The sequence below is a fragment of the Shewanella litoralis genome (genome assembly GCF_009828585.1).
Lineage (GTDB): Bacteria > Pseudomonadota > Gammaproteobacteria > Enterobacterales > Shewanellaceae > Shewanella > Shewanella litoralis.
In genome coordinates, this window is sequence record NZ_WSRZ01000033.1 from 12,201 (window position 1) to 30,818 (window position 18,618).

Below are 18,618 nucleotides of genomic sequence, written 5' to 3' on the forward strand. Positions count from 1 at the left end.
AGGAGTTACTCGCATGGATCCATTATTAGATTTTACTGGCAAAGTTGCCGTTATCACTGGTGCAGCACAAGGATTTGGTAAGTTGCTGTCTCAGGAGCTGGCTAAACGTGGCGCAAAATTAGTGATAAGTGACATTAACGAAGCTGGCGTACACCAGGTGGCTGATGACATTGCAGCAACCGGCGCCGAAGTGGTCGCGATGAAATGCGATGTATCAAAAGATGAATCTTGTAAAGCCATGGTTGATACTGCGCTTGAATATTTTGGTCGTGTCGATATTGGGGTTAACAATGCCGGTATTGCCCATGAGTTTATGCCACTGCACATGATTGATGAGTCGATTATGGACAGCCAATTTGCCATTAACGTTAAGGGTGTTCAGTTTGGAATGCGCCATCAAATTGCCCAAATGCTCAAACAAGGCGAGGGTGCCATTCTCAACGTAAGTTCGATGGCCGGTTTAGGCGGGGCAGCCAGAGGCAGTGCTTATTCTATGGCAAAACATGCAGTGATTGGTTTAACCAAAACTGGGGCAGTTGAATATGGCCGTGACAACATTCGTATTAATGCTGTTTGCCCGTTCTTTACCTTAACGCCAATGGTCACCAATTTTGCTGATGAAGAAAAACAAAAGAAAATGGCCCGCGGCACGCCTATGAATCGTTTAGGTGAGCCTAAAGAAATCGTCGCAGTCATGCTCATGATGTTATCACCCGGTAACACCTACATGACGGGCCAATGCATCGCGGTTGATGGTGGTGTGTCAGCTTTTTAAGCCACAATGAGTGTGCCAATCATTATTGGATTGAGTTTTACAAGATTAAGAAGAGAATATTATGCCAGCAACATTAATGAATGAACGCGATCTCGAGTTTATGCTGTACGAACTGTTTGACAGTGAAGGGTTAACAAGCCGTGAACGCTACCAGGATCATGACCGTCAAACCTTTAATGAAGTGATCAACACAGCGAAAACCATTGCTGAAAAACATTTTCTTCCTATTCGACAAAAGCTTGATACTGAACAACCTACCTTCGATGGTAAAAAGGTTCATATCTTGCCTGAGCTTAAAACGGCGATAGCGGCGGTTATTGAATCAGGTATTGGTTCGGCTACCGCTGATTACGACTTAGGTGGTATGCAACTGCCGCCTATTATTGCCAGTGCAGCAGGGGCGTTTTTAAGCGTTGCTGGCGGCGTGGGCATGGGTTACAACATGCTAACCACCGCCAATGCCAATTTGTTGCAAGCCCATGGCAGTGATGAACTTATCAATACCTGGGTAAAACCCATGCGCGAAGGGCGCTTTATGGGCACCATGGCCATGACCGAACCGGGCAGTGGCTCTGGTTTGGGCGACTTAATCACCAAGGCGGTAAAGGCCGACGATGGTACGTATCGTATTAGTGGCAGTAAAATCTATATCTCGGGCGGCGATCACGACTTAAGTGAAAACATTGTTCATTTGGTATTGGCGCGTATTCAAGGCGCACCAAAAGGTGTTAAAGGCATTTCGTTGTTTGTGGTGCCCAAGTTTTTACTCAATGACGACGGCTCTATCGGCGCCGACAACGAAGTCGCCTTAGCGGGTTTATTCCATAAAATGGGTGGCCGCGCGCAAACCTCTACCGCGCTCAGTTTTGGTGAAAAAAATGGCTCAGTGGGTTACCTTGTAGGCGAAGAGCATTGCGGTCTTAAATACATGTTCCACATGATGAACGAGGCGCGCATTATGGTGGGAACGGGCGCAGCCGTGATTGCGGTTGCAGGTTATCAATACTCAGTTGATTACGCCAAAAACCGACCTCAAGGACGCTTGCCTTCATGCAAAGATCCGTTATCACCCATGGTCAATATTATTGAACATGCTGATGTAAAACGCATGCTACTGGCACAAAAAGCCTATGCCGAAGGTGCCATGGCCCTGGTGTTATACGGCACTCAATTAAGTGATGATTCACATACCGCTGCCACAGAAGAGCAGCGACAATACGCGCATACACTATTAGATTTTTTAACTCCAATCATCAAAACCTGGCCGTCAGAATATGGCCCTAAAGCTAACTCTTTAGCGATTCAAGTGATGGGCGGCCATGGTTATATTAACGAGCATCCGGTGGAGATGTTCTATCGTGATAATCGTTTAAACCCAATTCATGAAGGCACCACTGGGATCCAATCATTAGATTTAATGACCCGCAAAGTGCCCATGAATAAGATGCAAGGGTTTAACGCGACAATCAGTGAAATGCTCAAAACCATCGATGAGTCTAAGCAGTATCCTGGTTTACTTGAGTTTTCTACTCAACTGAGTCAGGCGGTTGAAACCTTAACGACCACCACAGAGGCGGTATTAAGTGCAATGGCCACCAAGAATATAGATTTGGCATTAGCTAACTCAGTTAAATACCTTGAATTATTTGGCAATGTGATTATTGCCTGGTTGTGGTTAAAGCAAAGTATGGTGGCAACCAAAGCTCTTGCTGAACAACCGCATCAATCTGACGTGCATTTTTATCAGGGTAAATTACAAGCGGCACAGTACTTTTATCGATTTGAATTGCCCGAAATTTATTTATGGTCAACGTTATTGATTAACACCGACAGCACCAGCTATGACATGCAAAGTGAATGGTTTTAATCTTGTCTTGTTAACACTCCTAGGTGAGTGAGTATAATATAATGAGTTAATAATCAAGGCATTACCTTATTTTAAGGTGGTGCTTTTTTTATGCCTGTTATCCCTATTACTCTCAATTTAACTATTAGCTATGAGAATATCTAAGTATCAAAACTATTCATTTGTTTAATTGATGAACCCCAATTAGCATGAGTTATCGTATAAATTTCATTCATGGATCGTATTGCGAAAGCAAAAGGGGAAGGGAACATGCCAACAGTAATTAATCGTAACGAGATTACTAACTACATCGGTCATCAAGCCGCGCCAACTGAATGGCATCAAATCAATCAACAGCAAATTAATCTTTTTGCTGACTGCACCTTAGATCATCAGTTTATTCACGTCGATGAACAAAAAGCGAAAGCGACACCTTTTGGCTCAACCATCGCGCACGGTTTTTTATCATTATCCATGTTGTCGCATTTTGCAGAAGAGTTTAGCGTGATTATTGATGGTTTCTATATGGGCCTTAATGCCGGTTTTGACAAGGTGCGATTCTTACAGCCAGTAACCGTAAACAGCCGTATCCGTGCGCATGCTAAAACCTTGTCTATTGAAGAGAAAAAACCAGGGCAATTTCGCATTTCAACTGAAGTGACCATTGAGATTGAAGGTTGCGATACACCAGCATTAGTGGCTGAGTGGATTTCAGTGCAAATGGTCAAGTAAATCGTCATAACAAGACATTATAACAACATCATTATCAGTATATTGGGGACATCAAGATGACAATCAGTTTTGCAGGAAAGGTTGCGATAGTAACAGGTGCGGGCAACGGGTTAGGGCGTTCACATGCACTCGAACTAGCAAGACGCGGCGCTAAAGTGGTTGTTAATGATTTAGGCGGCGCACGTGATGGTAGCGGTGCATCTTCAGCTGCATCACAAGAAGTGGTCGCCCTGATTGAAGCCATGGGCGGTGAAGCCATTAGCCATGGTGCAAACGTGGCTAACTTTGATGAAGTGCAAGACATGGTGCAACAAACCATGGATAAATGGGGCCGAGTTGATGTGTTAATTAACAATGCCGGCATTTTGCGTGATAAATCATTTTCAAAAATGACCCTAGATGATTTTAAAGTCGTTATGGACGTTCATGTTATGGGCTCGGTTAACTGCACCAAAGCGGTGTGGGAAATCATGAAGCAACAAAACTACGGCCGTATTGTGATGACAACTTCATCAAGTGGCATGTATGGCAACTTTGGTCAGTCAAATTACGGCGCAGCAAAAATGGCTCTGATTGGTTTGATGAATACTTTAGTGCTTGAAGGTGCTAAAAATAATATTCACATCAATGCATTAGCGCCAACTGCGGGCACCCGCATGACCGAAGATTTAATGCCAGAAGAAATCGTTAAAGCCTTTGCGCCTGAAGCAGTCACCGCAGGTATGCTGACCTTGTGTGATGATGACGCGCCTAATCGCTTCATTTTATGTGCTGGCGCGGGGGGTTATTCAAGTGCAAGTATTTTTGAAACCGATGGCTGCTTTATTCCTACTGCCAAACAAAGCCCAGAAGCGGTGCGCGACAATTGGGATAAATTAACCGCACAAGACAATCAAAAAGCATTGGTGTCGGGCGCGCAGCAAGGTGAAAAATTTATCATGAAAGCCATGGCATTCATGAAAGCGCAACAGCAATAATAAATTGATTAGATTATTCCGAGGTCACTGGGGTGATTTCGGTTGAGTGGTGTTATTGGGTTGCAACAACACCACTCACAATGTGCATTAAATAAGATGCACTCTATATAAAAGGAATTGTCATGAGAGAAGCTGTCATTGTATCTGCTGCACGTACGCCAATAGGTAAAGCCTACCGTGGTGCCTTTAATGATTTATCTGCGCCAACATTATCTGCTGTTGCGGTAAATGCTGCTGTTGAGCGAGCGGGTATTGACCCAAATGAGATTGATGATTGTATTTTTGGTGCTGCGCTCACTCAAGGTAATCAGGGCATGAACTTTGGTCGCCAGGTGGCCATGGCTGCTCAATTACCCGTGTCGGTTGCGGGTATGACGGTTGATCGTCAATGTTCATCTGGTTTGATGTCAATTGCCATTGCTGCAAACCATATTGTGGTTGACGGTGCCAAAGTAGTTGTCGCTGGCGGTTGTGATTCAATCAGCTTGGTGCAAAACGATAAAATGAACATGCATCGCGCGGTTGACCCTAGCGTCAAAGCTTATCGTCCAGCGATTTATATGCCAATGCTCGATACGGCGGAAGTTGTGGCTAATCGTTATGACATTTCACGTGAGCGTCAGGACGCCTATGCATTAACCTCACAGCAACGCACCGCGACCGCACAGGTAGCAGGTAAGTTTGACGATGAGATTGTGCCAGTCACCTGCACTAAATTAGTGATGGATAAAAATACGGGTGACATTACCAAAGAAACTGTTACGTTAACTCAAGATGAAGGAAATCGTCCGTCGACCAATATTGAAGGATTAGCGGGTTTAAAAGCGGTAAAAGATAATGGTTCTATCACCGGTGGTAATGCTTCGCAATTATCTGATGGCGCCGCTGCGGTAGTGGTGATGGAACGAGAACTTGCCGAGCAGCGCGGCCTTAAGCCATTAGGTGCGTATCGAGGTATGGTGGTTGCAGGATGCGAGCCTGACGAAATGGGTATTGGGCCAATATATGCGATCCCCAAATTACTCGAGCGTAATGGCTTAACCATGGACGACATTGGTTTGTGGGAAATTAATGAAGCCTTTGCTGTACAAGTGATTTATTGCGCAGATAAATTAGGTATTCCTGCAGATAAGTTAAACGTGAATGGCGGTGCAATCTCAATTGGTCACCCATACGGCATGAGTGGCACGCGCATGGTAATGCACGCATTAATAGAAGGAAAACGCCGCGGAGTAAAATACGTGGTAATTAGTATGTGTATTGGTGGAGGTCAAGGCGCAGCGGGTTTATTTGAAGTGTTGTAAGCGTTTAGTTGCTTGTTGGAAGGTCATCAAATACCCAAACAACCTGAAGATGCTCGATTTCAGCAAGAATTTACACGCGTTTAGGCAAGGCATTGATTGCGGGTAATGGTCGTTCCCTTTCCAAAATCAATAACGCAGCATAAACACGTGTAAAACTTGCCCTTTGGGAGTTTCACCGTGTTCCCACTACGTTGTTGCGCTAATTTATAAGGTACCTACATTAACGCATTAACGCGCCTAGTATTGAAAACACGGTGAAGCTCTGAAACACGGATCTTCAAGTTGATTGGGTATAATAAAAATGGCGATAGGTTTCGCATCATAATAAAGGGGACAGTATTATGGAAAAAGTTTGGCTTGAGAAGAGTTATCCACCTGGGGTTGAGTTTGAAATTGATCCTGATAAGTACAGCTCTTTGGCAGAATTATTTTTTAAATATACCAAGTTATACGCCAGTAATACGGCGTTCATCAATATGGATGTCAGTATTACCTATCAACAGCTTGAGCAACAAGCGACTGACTTCGCGGCTTATTTACAACATGATTTAGGCCTGGTCAAAGGCGATAAATTCGCCATTATGATCCCAAATCTTCTGCAATATCCTATCGCACTTTTTGGTGCATTAATTGCGGGGCTAACCGTCGTTAATGTGAATCCACTTTATACGGCTCGTGAATTAGAGCATCAATTAAAAGACTCAGGTACAAAGGGGATTTTAATTCTAGAAAACTTTGCTCACGTACTCCAGGCTGTTATCAATAAGACAGATGTTAAGTATGTTGTCACGACCAGTGTAGGCGATCGCCTTGGCCTCATTAAAGGCGCACTGATTAATGGTGCTATCAAGCATGTTAAAAAGCAGGTGCCTGCATTTGATTTGCCTAATGCGGTTAAATTTAATGATGCCATGTCTAAAGGCAGCAAACGCAAGTTTACTCCGGTTGCGATTACTGGCGAAGATTTGGCCTTTTTGCAATACACCGGTGGCACAACTGGCCCATCAAAAGGCGCCATGTTAACGCACCGTAATATGGTCGCTAACCTTGAACAATCGAATGCTGTGACCAAAAACGTGTATGAAGTCGGCAAAGAATTTATGATCACTGCATTGCCGCTGTACCATATCTACGCGTTAACCTCTAACTGCTTAGCATTTCTACCCTTTGGTGGCACCAACTTGTTGATCACCAATCCACGTGATATGCCGGGTTTTGTTAAAGAGTTAGCTAAATACAAATTTACTGTCATCACTGGGGTAAATACCTTATTTAACGGTTTGTTACACACCCCAGGTTTTGATCAGCTCGACTTTAGTGCCTTAAAAATGGGCTTTGGTGGCGGCATGTCAGTACAGCGCCCTGTGGCAGAACATTGGGAGCGAGTCACTAAAAGTCGTCTTTTAGAAGGTTATGGCTTAACTGAGTGTGCGCCGTTAGTGACCATGAGTCCGTATAACCAGGAAAAATACAATGGCTCGATTGGACTCCCGGCCTCATCAACCGATGTCCGTTTAGTCGGCGCGGATGGTGAAGATGTTGCCTTAGGCGAACCTGGTGAAATGTGGGTAAAAGGGCCGCAGGTGATGAAGGGTTATTACAATCGCCAAAAAGCCACCGATGAAGTGTTAAAAGACGGTTGGTTAGCCACGGGCGATATTGCCACCATGGATGAAAATGGTTTCTTTAGAATCGTTGACCGTAAAAAAGACATGATTATTGTGTCTGGGTTTAACGTATTCCCTAATGAAATTGAAGAGGTGATTGTCGCGCATGAAGGTGTGCTTGAAGCTGCTGCTGTTGGGGTGTCGTGTGATGCCACCGGTGAGCGCGTTAAAGTCTACATTGTGCGTAAAGATCCAATGCTGACTGAACAGGATATCTTTGATCACTGCGCAAAAATGCTAACCAACTACAAACGTCCTAAAATCATTGAGTTTATGGACGAACTGCCAAAAAGTAATGTCGGTAAAGTGTTGCGCAAAGACTTACGCAGCAAGGCATAACATATCAACTAGAGGCTGTTATTGTGTCGCTTATAGCAAATGCAATCACAGACCCATATTGAGCCAGTATGTGCTGGCTCAATATCCTTTACGCTAATCAACATGCGTTTTTTTGAACGAGCAGATTAATCAATGCTGTAAGTATTCAAGCGTTAATTCTCAATCTTATAAGAGTTAGAAATAATACAATATGTTAGAAATTTATGCCGGTGATACGGCGTTAAAAACAATACAACAAAATGGTTTTTCTCCCGAGCTATTTAGCTCTTTTTTAGGTGCCAGCGGTGGGCCAAAATGGTTTACCTTATTTGGCCTGGACAAATATTTATTTGGCGAATTCTTTAACGGCAGACAACAACCATTAAACCTTATTGGCTCAAGTGCAGGGGCATTTAGAGCGGCGTGTTTTGCACAAAACGATCCCGTCGCAGCCATAGAGCGTTTGGCTAAAAACTACAGCGAAACCGTTTATTCAAATGATAAAAAGCCGCAGCCATTAGAAATTACCACCAAGGCTTTCGAATTACTTGAAGTGCTATTTGGCGCAACAGGCGCAGATGAAATTATCAATAATCCCGTTTTTAAAGCACACTTTATTGTGGCGAAATGCAATGGACTTGTGGCATCAGAAAGTAAACTAAAACAGGGTGTGGGTTTAGCCAACAGCTTTGTGCGTAACTCAATGAGTCGACCGTTGCTCAAAAGCCAATATCAACGGTTTATTTTTCAACATAATCAAAGTGATTTAGTGATGAACGACCCTGATAATATTCCGACCACCGCCGTGAGTTTATCGGAGCAAAATATCAAGCGCGCCTTGTTAGCGTCAGGCTCTATTCCCATGGTGATGCAAGGCATTAAAGACATTCCTGATTGCCCACCGGGCATGTACCGTGACGGCGGCATTATTGATTACCACTTTGATTTTGACATTCAAAATAACGGCTTAACTTTATATCCACATTTTAGTTCAACCTTAAAAGCGGGTTGGTTTGATAAAAATTTGTCGCGCAAGGTGAGGTTGCAACATTACGATAAAACGGTGTTGCTTTGTCCCTCTGCAGAATTTGTTGCGTCATTACCGTATCAAAAGATTCCTGATCGCAAAGACTTTATTGAATTAACACCCGAGCAACGAATCAAGTATTGGCGACAAGTGTTTGTTGAGAGTGAAAAATTAGCGCTGCACTTTAAACATTTTTATCGTCACCAAGATATCAGCAGTATTAAAAGTATTCGGCAACTGATGTCCTAGCGATGGGTTGCATTGACCTTAAAAGATTAAGCGATACAAAGATAACAATAGCGCCATTGACGGCCACACAATCATCGACATAGAGAGAAATACATGAGCACATTTACTGCAATTAACCTTATCGCTCGCCCACAAGGCGGCCCAGTAGGCCCAGAATTATTTGAAGTAGTACAAAAACCAATGCCAACCGTTGCTGATGGTCAATTCCTTGTTAAGCAGAGCCATATGTCATTAGACCCTGCGATGTTTGGCTGGATGAGCCCTGATACAGAAAGTTATATCCCGCCGGTTGAGTTAGGCGAGGTGATGCGCAGCTCAGGGATTGGTGAAGTGGTTGAAAGCAAGCACCCTGATTTTAAAGTGGGTGATCGCGTAATGGGTATGATGGGCTGGCAAGAATACTTTTTAAGCAATGGTCCAGGGTTAAACAAAGTGACCGCGCCATTACCCGATGAAGCCATATTATCTGTGTTTGCGTTACCCGGTTTAACGGCTACTCAAGGGCTTTTTAATGTTGGTAAACCTCAAAAAGGTGAAACCATTGTTGTGTCTGGCGCAGCTGGTTCGGTGGGCTCCATTGTGGGGCAGTTGGCCAAAGCAGATGGCTTAACGGTGATAGGTGTTGTCGGTAGCGATGAAAAAGCTGACTGGATTGTTAATGAGTTAGGTTTTGACGGCGCTATCAATTATAAAACCGATGATATCGAAGCCAAACTTGCCGAATTAGCGCCAAAGGGTGTTGATATTTATTTCGAAAACACCGGCGGCCCCATCCAGCATCATGTGTTTGCCAAAATGAATGCCCATGGCCGTATAGTGGTGTGCGGCATGATTGCCGATTATCCAAAAGCGGTACCTGATTTAGGTCCAAATTGGATTCAAGTAATTAAGAAGCGTTTGATCATTCAAGGTTTCACTATGCCTGACCATTTTGGTGATGTACCAGCGTTATTACAAAAGCTGACGCCGTATGTCATGAACGGACAAATTAAGCATCGCGCCCATGTGTTAGATGGACTTGAATCAGCAATGACCGGACTTAATTTGTTTTTTACCGGTGCCAACAAAGGCAAATTAATCGTTAAAATTTAACCGTTAATCCATCAGCACAATTTTACAGATTGTGCTGTTTTTTTGTATGTCTGGCCGAGCAGGTAAATAATATGAGCGAAATCAATACCCATTATCGAAATTGCAATATCTGTGAGGCCATGTGTGGCTTAGAAATTAGCTATCAAGATAAGCAAATTATCTCTATTAAAGGCGATCAACTTGACCCATTTAGTCAAGGATACAATTGCCCCAAAGCATTAGCGTTAGAAGACTTTTATACTGATAAAGACCGATTAAAAACCCCAATTAAACGCACTGCCACAGGTTGGCAAGCCATCAGTTGGGATGATGCCTTTAGCGAAATCGTCAGTAAAATTAAAACTATCCAACAGCAACACGGCAACAATGCCCAGGCTGTCTATTTAGGTAACCCTAATGCCCACAGTTTAGGCAATGCATTATTTCTCAAACCATTTATGAAATCCCTTGGCACCCTTAATCGGTTTAGCTCAGCCTCTGCCGACCAATTACCACACCATGTGGCCGCTAATTTTATGTTTGGCGCAGGCATGTTAATCCCCGTGTCTGATATTGACCGAACCGACTTTATGTTAATTATTGGCGCAAACCCTGTCGTCTCTAATGGCAGTATGATGACCGCACCTAATGTGATTGGGCGCTTAAAAGCCATCCAAAAACGAGGTGGCAAAGTGGTGGTGGTTGACCCGCGCAAAACCCGCACCGCAAAAATAGCCGACCAACATGTGTTTATTCGCCCTGAAAAAGACGCCTTTTTATTGCTGGCACTCATTCATTGCGTGTTTGCTGCTAATAAAGTCAATTTGCGTCATTTAAGTGATAAGGTTGATGGGTTAGATGAAATCGAAAATTTAGTAAAAGATTTCTCGCCACACGTCGTCAGCCCGTTAGTGGGTATTGAGGCTGAGGTGATTGAAAGCTTATCAGCACAGATGCTCGAAGCAGAATCTGCGGTGTGTTACAGCCGCATGGGCGCATCAACTCAAACCTTTGGTGGCATTTGTTTGTGGCTTACCAACGTGCTTAATATTATTACCGGTAACTTTGACCGTGCAGGCGGTGCAATGTTTCCACAACCGGCATTTGATTTATTGCGTAATCACCAGGCGGGTCATAAAAGCTCATTTGGGCAACATCAATCACGCGTACGCAAATTACCGTTTTTTAATGGTGAGTTTCCGGTCGCAGCGCTAGCGGAAGAAATCCAAACCCCGGGTGAAGGCCAAATTAGAAGCTTAATTACCGTTGCAGGTAATCCGGTGTTATCTGCACCGAGTGGTCACCAGCTTGCGGCTGCATTTAGTGAGCTTGATTTCATGGTGTCGATTGATATTTACCTCAACGAAACCACCAAATACGCTGACATTATTTTACCGGGCACGACAGGCGTTGAAAACTCACACTTTGATATTTTCTTTAACTCATTTTCGGTGAGAAACACGGTTAAATATTCAGGGCCATTATTTGAAAAACACAGCGAACAACGCAGTGATTGGCAAATACTCAAAGAGATTTCAGCGCGCATGCTCAATGTGCCTGCTGACGACCCAATGCAGCAGGTTACCCCTGAAATGATATTGGATATGGAACTTAAAAAAGGGCCATATGGCAAGCAGGGCATGAGTTTACAAAAGTTAATGGATAATCCACACGGCATTGATATTGGTCCGCTTATGCCGTGTTTATCAGAGCGGATTAAAACTGCGAATGGCAAGATTGATTTATTCCCTGCTGTTTATCAAGATGATTTACCGAGATTACACGCTGTCATGACGCAAAGTGCTCGTGATAATCAGTTTCCATTTGATTTAATCAGCCGCCGTTTAGTGAAAAGCCATAACACCTGGACTCAAAATTCACAGCGGCTATTTAAAGGTAAAAATCCGTGTACTTTAGAAATACACCCACATGATGCACATGCCCTAGGAGCCAAGACTGGCCAGCAGGTAATAGTCAGCTCAGCGGTTGGTGACATTAAAATAGACATCGTAATTACCGATGATGTACAACCCGGCGTGGTTACCATGCCGCAAGGTTGGGGTCATAATCAACAGGGCACCAATATGTCGGTAGCAGCCACTCAACCCGGTGTGAGTATTAATGATTTAACAGATGCTAAACGAGTTGATATGCTGACAGGAAACGCGGCTTTCAATGGCACACCGGTAGCGATTAAGCTTGCTTAATGATTGAACGTATTATCAAAAATAACGAATAAATAGAAAGGTTAACCATGTTTAAAAGTACCCAAAACTACATTGCATCAAACGATCTCACATTAGCGGTTAATGCAGCCATTGCGCTCGAAAAACCGTTATTGATAAAAGGGGAGCCAGGTACAGGTAAAACACAGTTAGCAGAAGAGTTAGCGCGCTCGCTTAATTGTAAACTGTATCAATGGCACATTAAATCGACTACCAAAGCCCAACAAGGTTTGTATGAGTACGATGCCGTATCACGCCTGCGTGACAGTCAATTAGGTGATGCCAGAGTGCATGACATTAGTAATTACATCGTTAAAGGTAAGTTATGGCAGGCGTTTGAAGAAGAACAACGCCCCATTTTATTAATTGATGAAATTGATAAAGCTGACATTGAGTTCCCTAACGATTTACTGCAAGAGCTCGATAAGATGGAGTTTTATGTTTATGAAACTCAGCAAGTGATCAAAGCAAAACAGCGTCCCATTATTATCATCACGTCTAATAATGAAAAAGAGCTGCCAGATGCGTTTTTACGTCGCTGTTTTTTCCATTACATTAAGTTCCCAACCAAAGCGGAAATGGAAAAAATCATCGATGTGCATCATCCAGATGTAAAGCAAACCCTGTTAACTCAGGCTTTAGATGTATTTTTCGATCTGCGCGAAGTCAATGGCATTAAGAAAAAACCATCAACATCCGAGCTCATTGATTGGTTAAAACTACTGATCTCCGATGACATTTCGCAGCAGACATTACTCGATAAGCAATCAGATATTATTCCGTTATTTGGCGCATTACTAAAGAATGAACAAGATGTGTCATTGATTGAAAAACTGGCCTTTATGAGCCGCAGAAACAGGTAGCATTGCTGTGTTTATTGATTTTTTTCTCACCCTAAAAAAACACAAAGTACCTTGTAGTTTGCGGGAACTACTTGACCTTATCGCCTTGCTTAAAAAAGGCGTGGTATTTGCTGACGTAGAAGAATTTTATAACCTGGCCAAAATTGTCATGGTTAAAGATGAAATCTATTACGATAAATACGACAACGCCTTTGCAGAGTATTTTGAAGGCATCGAACATATTGATATTTTTGACAAATTATTACCAGAGGATTGGCTGCGTAAAGAGTTTGAAAAAAACTTAAGCCAAGAAGAAAAAGACCAACTCAAAGCGCTTGGCGGTCTTGAAGAGCTAATGAAAACACTTAAAGAGCGTTTAGAAGAACAAAAAAAACGTCATGCTGGCGGTAATAAATGGGTAGGCACTGGCGGCACATCGCCTTTTGGTGCTTATGGTTATAACCCAGAAGGCATACGAGTTGGTCAGGATAAAAACCGCAATAACAGCGCGGTGAAAGTGTGGGACAAACGCGAGTTTAAAAACTTTGATCAGGACCGTGAACTCGGTACCCGTAATATTAAATTAGCCCTTAAAAAGTTACGTAAATTTGCCCGCACAGGTGCCAGTGAAAAGCTTGATATCAATACCACTATCCGCTCAACCGCGCAAAATGGCGGCTTACTTGATGTGCACATGGAGCCTGAGCGTCATAACGCGGTAAAAGTGCTGATGTTTTTCGATATCGGCGGCTCCATGGACGATTACATTCATACCTGCGAAGAGTTATTTTCAGCCGCGCACAGCGAGTTTAAACACTTACGCTTTTTTTATTTTCATAACTGTTTATATGAAAAAGTATGGCAAGACAATCACCGCCGGTTTGATAAAACCATTGATCTGGAAGATGTGTTACGCACATTCTCATCTGACTACAAAGTGATTTTTGTCGGCGATGCTACCATGGGACCCTACGAAATTATTGCAAAAGGCGGCAGTGTTGAGCATTGGAATGAAAAACCCGGCATAGAATATATGAATCGATTATTAGGCCATTTTAATAAAGTCGCCTGGTTGAATCCACAGCCAGAACAATACTGGCAGGTGCATCATTCAATTTCGATTATTCAAAAACTGGTTGGCGACAAAATGTACCCGTTAACTGTCGATGGCATAGGCCGTGCCATTAAAGATCTCAGTTAAAAGAAAGATTGTTGTTCACTTAATGAGTTTGGCGAACGGCTCGACTTTTGAACGAAGCGAACGACACGACAACATCACTTTACGCTCAACTTAGTGATAATTGATAAAAACACTTAAACAGGAAGGTCAATCATATGGATTTTTTACGCACCGACGACAGTTGTTTTACCAATTTGCCTGATTATCATTTTAACGCCAATTACTTAATGGTCGACGACGCTGAAGATGGCCAGCTAAGAGTCCATTATGTTGACGAGGGGCCCAAAGATGCTGCGCCAATACTCTTGCTGCATGGCGAGCCAACATGGAGCTTTTTGTACCGTAAAATGATCCCTATCTTAGTTAAAGCCGGGCATCGTGTCATCGTGCCCGATTTAATTGGTTTTGGCCGTTCAGACAAACCGACAAAACGCTCAGATTACACTTATCAGCGTCATGTCGACTGGATCATCTCATTGATGTTACAGCTTAACCTTAATGATATTACTTTAGTGTGTCAGGATTGGGGCGGCTTAATTGGTTTACGATTAGCGGCAGAGCACAGTGAACGCTTTGCACGGATAGTTGCTGCCAATACCATGTTGCCCACAGGCGATCATCAACCTGGAGAGGCTTTTCTAAAATGGCGCCAATTCTCACAAGATGTAGAGGTGTTTCCAACAGGTAACTTAATCAATAGTGCTTGTGTATCAAGTTTAACGCCCGAGATCGTTGCCGCGTATGATGCGCCATTTCCTGATGAACGCTACAAAGAGGGCGCGCGTCAGTTTCCTTTACTTGTGCCAATCACCCCAGATGACCCCGCAGCAGATAAAAATCGTGCAGCCTGGAAAGTCTTATCACAATGGCAAAAGCCGTTTTTAACCGCCTTTAGTGACTCAGATCCTATTACCAAAGGCGGCGACGCTTTGATGCAAAAACTCATTCCCGGCACTCAAGGGCAAAAGCACACCACCATAGTCAGCGGCGGACATTTTTTACAAGAAGATAAAGGTGAAGTGTTAGCCGAAGTGGTTGTGCAATTTATTGCTGATAATCAATAATGCCTGAGTGACAAGTGACAAGTGACAAGTGACAAGTGACAAGTGACAAGTGACAAGTGACAAGTGACAAGTGACAAGTGACAAGTGACGAGTGACGAGTGACAAGTGACAAGTGTGACATAAGATAATGTCAGCATTCACTTTAAGGAGCCAATATGTTGTATCACGGAATATCGATTATGTTGGCCCCAGTGCTTGTGTTACAAGGCCTCAAAGTGCGCCGCACCACGCCAAGACTTGCCGAACCAGAAGGTGAACGTGTCGGTCAAACTGGGCCTAATCCTCAGTTAAGCTTATTAATTTTAGGTGACTCTGCCGCCGCGGGTGTTGGGGTGGCAAATCAAAGCCAGGCGTTACTTGGTCAGGTTATTGAGCAATTAAGCCCAACATTAGATGTTAATTACGCCTTGTTTGCTAAAACAGGTGCAACCACATCAACCACCTTAGAAGCCATACAACAAATTGACACTGATCATCCCGTGCTCGGGCAAGGGCATTATGATGTCATCGTCACCTCATTAGGGGTCAACGATATTACTTCATCGGTGAGTTGTGATAAGTGGCTTTTACAGCAACAAGCATTGTTTACATTGCTTAAAAAGCGTTACACACCAAAACAAATTTTAGTCACAGCATTGCCACCATTAGGACTGTTTCCCGTTTTGCCCAATCCACTGCGGTGGAGTTTAGGTAAACGTGCTAATCAATTTAACCATCGTTTACAGCAATTAATACTTAAGCTTAATCAGCAACAGGGTAATCAAACTAGTCAATTTACCATGATTACATTGCCGTTAGACAACCCACAACCCGAGATAAGCATGCTCGACTTTATGCGCCAGGTCATGGCCAGTGATGGATTTCACCCAGGCGCACCGATTTACAATGCATGGGCAAGCTTAGTGGTAGAGCAAATAGTGGATGGTGTTGTAGCCCCAAGGTGTGTTTAGGTTATGGCCTGCGGCCACTAGCGTCGTGGCGCTTCGCCCACACCAGAGCAAAGGGGTAAAGCGCATTCTTGTTCATAAATCAGCCTTTGCAAACCCTCAGCGCCTCAGACTAAGAATATTAGAAAACGTATCATTTTCGATGGTGATCGCCCTGCATTAAACTTTATCTGTATCTGGCTTATAAATGTCGGATACATATCCAGTGTCAGCCATGCTTTCCACCTTTATGTAGTGTGTACTGTAAATAAAAACAGTTGTAATAGTTTTTGACGTGTTTTTAAGTTGAATCGGCTAATATGTAAACTAAAGTAGTATGAATAATAAATCGCGAATTTTGTAATGTATTGAAATTAAATTGTTTTTATTTTTTGTCGAATATTGAATCCACTTTTAACGTGCAAGCCCGCTTTTATTTGTCAGTGGAGTTAAATAAAACGGCTTTACATCAATAAGATACTAAATGTAGGATGATATTAATCAATAAGTTAAAGGGCCGACATTATCGGGCGAGCCCTTCAATAAGCGTTAGGCATCTTTGCATATTGCGATTACCAATTTAAGGATAATTTATGGCCAAGAATGATGTACTCTTGATAGATGGAATCGTTGATGAAAGAGTTGAGTTACAACTACCATCTTCGCGTCGTGACGAGGCTTTCGAATATTTAGCTTTTGAACAAATATTAAAGGATTTCGATTTGTCGAGAGACGAAATTGAAAGCGGTTCAGTTGATGGTCGTAATGATGGCGGGATAGATGGTTTTTTTATTTTCGTGAATGGTCATCTATTGGTGGAACCCCAATCATTTATATGGCCTAAATCAGGTGCACAGTTGGAGGTTTGGGTTATCACTTGTAAGCTACATGATACTTTTAAACAAGCTCCTTTAGATAACCTAGTTGCCAGCGTTTCTGAATTATTTGATCTTGGATTAGGAAAAGAAGAGCTAAAAGGTGAGTATTCTGAAACGATATTAAACTGCCGAGAAAATTTGAAATTAGCATACAGAAAGTTATCAGCCAAAATGAGTGATTTTTCTTTGAATTACTCATATTCATCTAGAGGTAATTCTGAAACCGTTGGGGAATCAATCATCGCTAGAGCTGAGCAAATAAAATCGATAAGTCGTGACTGTTTCGGTAATGTGACTGTTGATTTTAATTTTCATGGTAGCGCAGAGTTAGTAGAACTCCACCGAAAAACTCCCAATTTTTGTTTAGAATTACCATATTCAGAGGTTCTTTCAAGAGGTGAAAGGTATGTTCTTTTGGCAAATTTGAAGGATTATTATGGTTTCGTAACCGATGATAATAAGCTAAGAAGATATTTATTTGATTCAAATGTTAGGGACTTCATGGGGATCAATAGGGTTAATGAAGATATTAAGTATACCCTTGAAAATGAAGAGTCTCCTGATTTTTGGTGGTTAAACAATGGTGTAACTATATTAGCTACATCGGCAAGTTTGGTCGGTGGTTCAATCCAGCTACAAGATATTCAGATAGTTAATGGTTTGCAAACTACCGAATCGATATTTAACCACTTTAATGCTGGAAATACTGATACTAAAAATCGCTCGGTTTTAATTAAAGTAATAGTTTCCCAAGATGATACCATCAGGGATACTATTATTCGAGCAACCAATAATCAAACAAATGTAGAGTTATCATCACTTCATGCTACAGATAAGATACAAAGAGATATTGAGGATATTCTTGAAATAAATGGGTATTTTTATGAAAGAAGAAAGAACTATTATTTAAACTTAGGTCACTCTGCTTCAGAAATAATTACACCATTGACGCTTGCTTCTGGTTTTGTAAATCTAATATTGAAGTCACCTCAAAAAGCCACAATTCTTAAAGCAAGGTTTATGCGTTCGGATGAGTCTTACGAAATGGTATTCTCAGATAAAACTTTATTATCTGTGTGGCCAAAGATTGCATTTGTTATTAAGTATACAGATCAAATACTAGAAGAAATTAGACCTGTTGGGAAAAATGTTACTGAACGATTTTTAAAACGTTGGAGACAAATAACTAGTTTAATAGCCATAGCAAGAATATTTAATACTTTTGATTTTAGCGCAAAAGATCTATCACAGTTGGATACTGACAAATATACAAAAGAGTTAATTGTTTCTACATGGGAGTTTTTTGTTTCTGTTAAACCAGACTCAATAAGTGGTAATGGTTGGAGACAGAAACGTTTGTATGTAGATCTTTGTAAGGAAGCTTCTACCAAATTTAATTTAAATGGACTTGATCATACACTGGACCTTAAGCATTAAGGCCTGCAAAAATTCCATCTAACGTTATGTCTTTTCTAGATTTTCTTTGTTGTGACTTTTTTGCGTTTATTGTTATATAGCAGACCGCCCAGTCTATCTT

The 18,618-nt window shown here is 42.3% G+C and carries 14 protein-coding genes; all 14 read left to right on the forward strand.

Annotated features, from left to right (window positions below; all coding sequences use genetic code 11):
- Positions 1-13: 13 nt before the first annotated feature.
- Positions 14-775, forward strand: coding sequence for an SDR family NAD(P)-dependent oxidoreductase (locus GQA99_RS18865; RefSeq protein ID WP_160056569.1), 762 nt, complete (start codon positions 14-16; stop codon positions 773-775).
- A 61-nt stretch (positions 776-836) separates the two neighbouring features.
- The gene (locus GQA99_RS18870; protein ID WP_160056571.1) at positions 837-2,642 is read left to right on the forward strand and encodes an acyl-CoA dehydrogenase; all 1,806 of its coding nucleotides are present in this window, start codon (positions 837-839) and stop codon (positions 2,640-2,642) included.
- Between the two features lie 249 nt (positions 2,643-2,891).
- Entirely contained in the window at positions 2,892-3,353 is a 462-nt protein-coding gene (locus tag GQA99_RS18875; protein ID WP_160056573.1) for a MaoC family dehydratase, read from the forward strand.
- Positions 3,354-3,409: 56 nt separating this feature from the next.
- Complete coding sequence (locus GQA99_RS18880) at positions 3,410-4,330, forward strand: SDR family NAD(P)-dependent oxidoreductase (protein ID WP_160056575.1); 921 nt, start codon at positions 3,410-3,412, stop codon at positions 4,328-4,330.
- A gap of 122 nt (positions 4,331-4,452) precedes the next feature.
- Entirely contained in the window at positions 4,453-5,634 is a 1,182-nt protein-coding gene (locus GQA99_RS18885; protein WP_160056577.1) for an acetyl-CoA C-acyltransferase, read from the forward strand.
- Positions 5,635-5,975: 341 nt separating this feature from the next.
- Entirely contained in the window at positions 5,976-7,640 is a 1,665-nt protein-coding gene (locus GQA99_RS18890) for an AMP-binding protein (RefSeq protein ID WP_160056579.1), read from the forward strand.
- A 190-nt stretch (positions 7,641-7,830) separates the two neighbouring features.
- Positions 7,831-8,895 carry a patatin-like phospholipase family protein gene (locus GQA99_RS18895; protein WP_160056581.1) on the forward strand — a complete coding sequence of 355 codons (1,065 nt, stop codon included), beginning with the start codon at positions 7,831-7,833 and terminating at the stop codon, positions 8,893-8,895.
- Between the two features lie 93 nt (positions 8,896-8,988).
- Positions 8,989-9,987, forward strand: a complete 999-nt coding sequence (locus GQA99_RS18900; protein ID WP_160056583.1) for an NADP-dependent oxidoreductase — start codon at positions 8,989-8,991, stop codon at positions 9,985-9,987.
- A 71-nt stretch (positions 9,988-10,058) separates the two neighbouring features.
- Entirely contained in the window at positions 10,059-12,173 is a 2,115-nt protein-coding gene (locus GQA99_RS18905; protein WP_160056585.1) for a molybdopterin-dependent oxidoreductase, read from the forward strand.
- A gap of 47 nt (positions 12,174-12,220) precedes the next feature.
- Entirely contained in the window at positions 12,221-13,054 is an 834-nt protein-coding gene (locus GQA99_RS18910) for an AAA family ATPase (protein WP_160056587.1), read from the forward strand.
- Positions 13,055-13,061: 7 nt separating this feature from the next.
- Positions 13,062-14,234: a vWA domain-containing protein gene (locus tag GQA99_RS18915; protein WP_160056589.1), complete on the forward strand. Its 1,173-nt coding sequence runs from the start codon at positions 13,062-13,064 to the stop codon at positions 14,232-14,234.
- Positions 14,235-14,368: 134 nt separating this feature from the next.
- On the forward strand, positions 14,369-15,277 hold the full coding sequence (locus GQA99_RS18920; RefSeq protein ID WP_160056591.1) for a haloalkane dehalogenase: 909 nt from the start codon (positions 14,369-14,371) through the stop codon (positions 15,275-15,277).
- 155 nt (positions 15,278-15,432) lie between these two features.
- Positions 15,433-16,227 carry an SGNH/GDSL hydrolase family protein gene (locus GQA99_RS18925; RefSeq protein ID WP_160056593.1) on the forward strand — a complete coding sequence of 265 codons (795 nt, stop codon included), beginning with the start codon at positions 15,433-15,435 and terminating at the stop codon, positions 16,225-16,227.
- Positions 16,228-16,796: 569 nt separating this feature from the next.
- On the forward strand, positions 16,797-18,518 hold the full coding sequence (locus GQA99_RS18930; RefSeq protein WP_229785946.1) for an AIPR family protein: 1,722 nt from the start codon (positions 16,797-16,799) through the stop codon (positions 18,516-18,518).
- Positions 18,519-18,618: the final 100 nt, after the last annotated feature.

What these genes read in the sequence shown, in the direction of transcription:
- GQA99_RS18865 (WP_160056569.1), top strand. Translation starts at nt 14, where the DNA reads ATGGATCCATTATTAGATTTTACTGGCAAAGTTGCCGTTATCACTGGT.
- GQA99_RS18870 (WP_160056571.1), top strand. Translation starts at nt 837, where the DNA reads ATGCCAGCAACATTAATGAATGAACGCGATCTCGAGTTTATGCTGTAC.
- GQA99_RS18875 (WP_160056573.1), top strand. Translation starts at nt 2,892, where the DNA reads ATGCCAACAGTAATTAATCGTAACGAGATTACTAACTACATCGGTCAT.
- GQA99_RS18880 (WP_160056575.1), top strand. Translation starts at nt 3,410, where the DNA reads ATGACAATCAGTTTTGCAGGAAAGGTTGCGATAGTAACAGGTGCGGGC.
- GQA99_RS18885 (WP_160056577.1), top strand. Translation starts at nt 4,453, where the DNA reads ATGAGAGAAGCTGTCATTGTATCTGCTGCACGTACGCCAATAGGTAAA.
- GQA99_RS18890 (WP_160056579.1), top strand. Translation starts at nt 5,976, where the DNA reads ATGGAAAAAGTTTGGCTTGAGAAGAGTTATCCACCTGGGGTTGAGTTT.
- GQA99_RS18895 (WP_160056581.1), top strand. Translation starts at nt 7,831, where the DNA reads ATGTTAGAAATTTATGCCGGTGATACGGCGTTAAAAACAATACAACAA.
- GQA99_RS18900 (WP_160056583.1), top strand. Translation starts at nt 8,989, where the DNA reads ATGAGCACATTTACTGCAATTAACCTTATCGCTCGCCCACAAGGCGGC.
- GQA99_RS18905 (WP_160056585.1), top strand. Translation starts at nt 10,059, where the DNA reads ATGAGCGAAATCAATACCCATTATCGAAATTGCAATATCTGTGAGGCC.
- GQA99_RS18910 (WP_160056587.1), top strand. Translation starts at nt 12,221, where the DNA reads ATGTTTAAAAGTACCCAAAACTACATTGCATCAAACGATCTCACATTA.
- GQA99_RS18920 (WP_160056591.1), top strand. Translation starts at nt 14,369, where the DNA reads ATGGATTTTTTACGCACCGACGACAGTTGTTTTACCAATTTGCCTGAT.
- GQA99_RS18925 (WP_160056593.1), top strand. Translation starts at nt 15,433, where the DNA reads ATGTTGTATCACGGAATATCGATTATGTTGGCCCCAGTGCTTGTGTTA.
- GQA99_RS18930 (WP_229785946.1), top strand. Translation starts at nt 16,797, where the DNA reads ATGGCCAAGAATGATGTACTCTTGATAGATGGAATCGTTGATGAAAGA.